We start from the raw sequence: 4,432 nt of genomic DNA, 5'->3' as shown, positions 1-4,432 counted from the left end.
GTACTAATAGGCCGAGGGCTTGTCCTCAGTTGCTCGCGTCCACTGTGTTGGTTCTGAAACCACGAACGACCCCATGCATGGTCGCGCATGGTGCGGTTGTCAGTTTCATAGTGTTTCGGTGGTCATAGCGTGAGGGAAACGCCCGGTTACATTCCGAACCCGGAAGCTAAGCCTCACAGCGCCGATGGTACTGCAGGGGGGACCCTGTGGGAGAGTAGGACGCCGCCGAACTCCTTTTGATAGAAGAGCTGGTACCTGAACTTCGGTTCAGGTACCAGCTCTTTTTTGTTTTGCGTCACTTGCCGTTCACGTTGCGCAGCCAGCATCCGGGTCATGAGGACAGTTGGAATGTTGCGCGCCGCCGGTATCGGTGCCGGTGACGAGGTCGTCGTGTCCGCGTACGGGGACGCCGGGACCGCCGAAGCAGTGGTCCTTGCGGGAGCGATGCCGGTCTTCGCCGACATAGAGCCGGCGTCGTACTGCCTGGCCCCCGCCGCCGTCGCCGCCGTGGCCGGTCCCCGCACCGCCGCCGTCATCGTCGAGCACCGCTTCGGGAACCAGGTCGACGTACGACGCCTGCGTGACGTAGGAGAGCGGCAGGGTCTGCTGGTGCTTGAGGTGGCCGAGCGCGACGCGTCGGAGGCGCGGGACAGCGGACTCGCCCGGCGGCGGGCGCACGCCGCGTATCTGAGCGGACGGCTCAGCGGGGTCATGACGCCCGAGGGCGGCCAGGACCACAGCTACCAGCAGTACGTCGTGCGTGTGCCGGGGAACGGGCGGCCCGACCGGGACGCCTTCGCGCGCGCTGTGCGTGCTCGGGGCGTCAACTGCTGGGTGCCGGTGAAGACTCCGGTGCACCGACTGCCGCCGTTCCGCAGGGACGTGCGCCTGCCGGAGACCGAGCGGGCCGCCGACGAGACGCTGGCCCTGCCGGTCGACGCCTCGATGTCGCGCCGCGACCTCCAGCGTGTGGTCTCCGCCTGCAACGCACTCGGCGGACTCCTCCAGCCCGCCTTCTGAGGCGCCGCACAGCGTCAGGGCTGCTCCCCGCGCGCGTGCCTCTCGAAGAACCGCCACATCACGTCAGTGGCGTTGATTCCGGCCCTCGGGTCGGACATTCCGCCGCCCGGTCCCTCCGGCTAGGCGTGGCCCATCTTCGGCAGCCGGTAGACGACGACTTCGGAGCCGTCCCGGCAATCCGTCCTCAGCTCCTGGATGCTGTTGCGGTGCTGGCGCCGGTCCCTCGGTACGCAGCCGAGGCGTTTTCGCCAGGTGGTGATTCCCGCGTTCATGGCGTCGTCGTGCTCGTCGAGACCTCCGATGAAGGTCAGCACCGATACCGGTGTCTTCGGCATGTACGACGGCTTCTCCGTGTCCGGGCCCAGATAACCGCCGCTCACCGGGGCGATGGCCGCGAAGGTGCCGGGAAGTTCCACGGCCAGTCTGTACGCCATCTCGGCCCCGTTGGAGACGCCCGTGACGTAGACGCGCCGGGGATCGGCTTTCCCGCGGTCGCCGGTCAGCTTCTTCGTGATCGTACGGAGGAAGCCGACGTCGTCCTCGGTGCCGCAGCAGACAAGGGCGTTGAAGGCGTGGCCGAGGCCGTCGGGGTAGGCGACGAGGAAGTTCTCCTTGTCGGCCTTGGTGTTGAGGCCACTGATCGCCGCCATCGTTTCGCCGTCGGACGGATAGGGGTGCAGGGCGATCACGAGGGGGAGCCGGTCGGCTCCGGTGCGACCGGGCGGGGAATGGACCGTGTAGTGGCGCTGCTCGCCTTTCCAGAGGAGCGTGAACCGCTGGTCGCCGGTGCGGGGCGGGGGAGTGGCCGTCGGCTTCCGGGAGCGACTCGGCGGTGCGGGTGCGGAGTCGCTGGACGAGTCGCAGGCCGCGAGGGGGAGAAGTATTGCCGCGGCTGTCAGCAGGGGTACGAGGCGGGTACGGCGGTGGCGCGGCATGGGCGCAGAGTCGCAGCGTCGGTGCGGGGGGTCCAGAGGAATGGGCGGTTCGAACGGGCGTGGAATTCAGGTATGATCTATTCCGTTGCCGCGGGGAAAACCCCCGAGAGCAGCAGGCCCCTATAGCTCAGTCGGTAGAGCGTCTCCATGGTAAGGAGAAGGTCAGCGGTTCGATTCCGCTTGGGGGCTCAACTGTTGGAGGCCTTCGCCCTGTTGGGCGGAGGCCTTCTCTGTGTGCGCGCAGGTCCGCCGTACGGGCCGGGGCACCCGCAGGTGCCCCGGTGCGCAACGGCTCAGTCCTTCTGGAGGCCGGGGACGCGCATCGCGAGGATCGCCATGTCGTCGGACGGGGCGTCGGAGGCGAAGCGCTCCACCGCGCGCATGATGCGGGCGGCGACCGCGCCCGCCGTGAGGCCCGTGCAGGTCGTGAGGACCTCCGCGAGGCCGTCGTCACCGAGCATGCGGGTGCCCTCGCGGCGCTCGGTGACGCCGTCCGTGACGCAGAGCAGGACGTCGCCGGGGTCGAGCGTCATCGTCTGCTCGTACAGTTCGAGGTCGTCCATGACGCCGAGCAGCGGCTGCGGTTCCGCGTACGGCTCGACCGTGCCGTCCTGGCGGAGGCGGAGCGGGAGCGGGTGTCCGGCGCAGACGACCTTCAGGACCGCCGAGCCGTCCTCCTGGGGCCACAGCTCGCCGTACAGGAGCGTGAGGAAGCGGCTGCGGGCGCCCTCGTCGAGGATGGCGGCGTTCAGGCGCTCAAGGACCGCGGGGCCGCCGAAGCCCTCGCGGGCGAGCAGGCGCAGGGCGTGCCGGGCCAGGCCGGTCACGGCCGCCGCCTCCGGCCCCGTGCCGCAGACGTCGCCGATCGCGAAGCCGTAGGCGCCGTCGCGGATGGGGAAGAGGTCGTAGAAGTCGCCGCCGACCTCGTTTCCCTCGCCCGCCGCGCGGTAGATGACCTCGACCTCGACGCCGGGGACCTGCGGGAGCCCGGGCGGCAGCAGGCTGCGCTGGAGGGACTGGCTGATGGCGGTGCGCTCGGAGTAGAGCCGGGCGTTGTCGAGGGCGAGGGCGGCCCGGCGGGAGAGATCTTCGGCCAATTCCAGGATCTCCTGGCGGAAGTGCTCGTCGGAGGGCTTACCGAGCGTGAGCATGCCGATGACGCGGTTGCGGGCCACCAGGGGCAGGACGACCGTCTCGCCACCCACCGCGGACGCCGTGGAGAGGGTGGTGCCGATGCCCGAGCCGACGGTCATGGGCTCGCCGAGGCCGAGGCTGCGCATGGAGGTGCGCAGCGCCGCCTGGTGCGCGGCCTCGGAGGGGGCCGCCCAGATGCGGGCGCCGGGCGTAGGGACCGGATCGGGCGGGGCGATCTTGGAAAGCAGGGCCTTGAGGCCGTCGATGCGCTCCTCGTCCTCGTGCAGTACGTACGAGAGGTAGGGCTCGGCCGACTGGTCGGCGATGGTGTAGACGGCGCACCAGGTGGCGAGCGTGGGGACCGTCATCTGGGCCATGAGGGCCAGGGTCTGGTCGCGGTCCAGGGTGCCCGCGAGGAGGTCGGAGGCCTCGACGAGGAAGGAGAGCGAGCCGCGGCGGAGCCGTTCGAGCTCGCCGAGGCGTGCGGACTCCACGGCGAGGGCGATGCGGTCGGCGGCGAACTGGAGGCGCAGGGCCTCTTCGTTCGAGTACCGGTCGGGGGATTCGGCGGCGACGCCGAGGGAGCCGGTGAGGCGACCCTCGACCTTGAGGGGGACGGTGACGACGGAGCGCATGCCGGTGCCGTTGAGGAGCGGGACGGCGCCGGGGACGACCGTGAGGTCCTCGTGGACGGCCGGCATGCGGGCCGAGCCGTACCGGCCGGGGCCCGCCTCGACGGGGACGCGGGCGAAGCGCTGGGTGGCCGAGGGCAGGCCCGTGGAGGCGCGGACCTCCAGCTCGGTCTCGTCGTCGGTGGCGAGGAGGAGGAAGGCGGCGTCGCCGTCGAGCATGTCGCGCGCTCGTTCGACGGTGCGCTGGAGCAGGCCGTCGAGGTCGTCGGGGGCGGGGGAGCCGATGAAGACCTCGAAGGGGTCCGTGCGGTTCGGCTCGTTGAGGGTGGACTGCTCGGGGGCGGCGCCGCGCACCGGCGTCTGGAGCACGGCCCGCTCGTCGTCGCGCACCAGGAGGCAGACGGTGGACGGCTCGCCGTCGGTGTCGCGGACGCGCAGGTGCGAGGCGTAGACGGGGATCACGCGGCCGTGCGAGCCGCGGATGCCGTAGCTGCCCTCCCAGCGCGAGAGGGTCAGGGCCTCGGCGATGCCGGTGCTGGTGCCGGGGGTGTGCGGCCAGGCCGCGAGGTCGTTGAGCGGCTTGCCGATGACCTTCTCCGCCGTATAGCCGAAGAGGGTCTCCGCGTCCTCGTTCCAGGCGGAGACCGCKCGGCGGCKRKRYCGATCTGGATGACGGCGACGCGGACCCGGCCGTCGGCGACGGGGAGGAGG

At 70.8% G+C, this 4,432-nt stretch carries 2 protein-coding genes, 1 tRNA gene, 1 rRNA gene and 1 pseudogene; 3 read left to right on the top strand and 2 right to left on the bottom strand.

What is annotated here, in order from left to right; genetic code table 11:
• Positions 1-114: 114 nt before the first annotated feature.
• Positions 115-231 (top strand): 5S ribosomal RNA (gene rrf, locus AB8Z36_RS32555).
• Between the two features lie 117 nt (positions 232-348).
• Positions 349-1,020, top strand: a complete 672-nt coding sequence (locus AB8Z36_RS32550; protein ID WP_369216984.1) for a DegT/DnrJ/EryC1/StrS family aminotransferase — start codon at positions 349-351, stop codon at positions 1,018-1,020.
• Between the two features lie 119 nt (positions 1,021-1,139).
• Here the strand turns inward: AB8Z36_RS32550 and AB8Z36_RS32545 are convergent, their stop codons facing one another.
• Positions 1,140-1,955, bottom strand: coding sequence for an alpha/beta hydrolase family esterase (locus tag AB8Z36_RS32545; protein WP_369216983.1), 816 nt, complete (start codon positions 1,953-1,955; stop codon positions 1,140-1,142).
• A 116-nt stretch (positions 1,956-2,071) separates the two neighbouring features.
• Between AB8Z36_RS32545 and AB8Z36_RS32540 the strand changes: the two genes are divergently transcribed.
• Positions 2,072-2,144: transfer RNA gene (locus tag AB8Z36_RS32540), tRNA-Thr, on the top strand.
• Positions 2,145-2,248: 104 nt separating this feature from the next.
• On the opposite strand, the pseudogene AB8Z36_RS32535 reads toward AB8Z36_RS32540, so the two are convergent.
• A pseudogene (locus tag AB8Z36_RS32535) lies at positions 2,249-4,432 on the bottom strand (SpoIIE family protein phosphatase); the annotation flags it as partial.

Origin of the sequence: Streptomyces flavofungini, from assembly GCF_041028215.1 — a bacterium.
In the GTDB taxonomy this organism is placed as follows: domain Bacteria; phylum Actinomycetota; class Actinomycetes; order Streptomycetales; family Streptomycetaceae; genus Streptomyces; species Streptomyces flavofungini_B.
Note: the sequence above shows the minus strand (reverse complement) of the source record. Positions and strands in the feature narration are given on the sequence as shown.

Coding starts and splice junctions, on each gene's coding strand:
- AB8Z36_RS32550 (WP_369216984.1), top strand. CDS start 349: ATGTTGCGCGCCGCCGGTATCGGTGCCGGTGACGAGGTCGTCGTGTCC.
- AB8Z36_RS32545 (WP_369216983.1), bottom strand. CDS start 1,955: ATGCCGCGCCACCGCCGTACCCGCCTCGTACCCCTGCTGACAGCCGCG.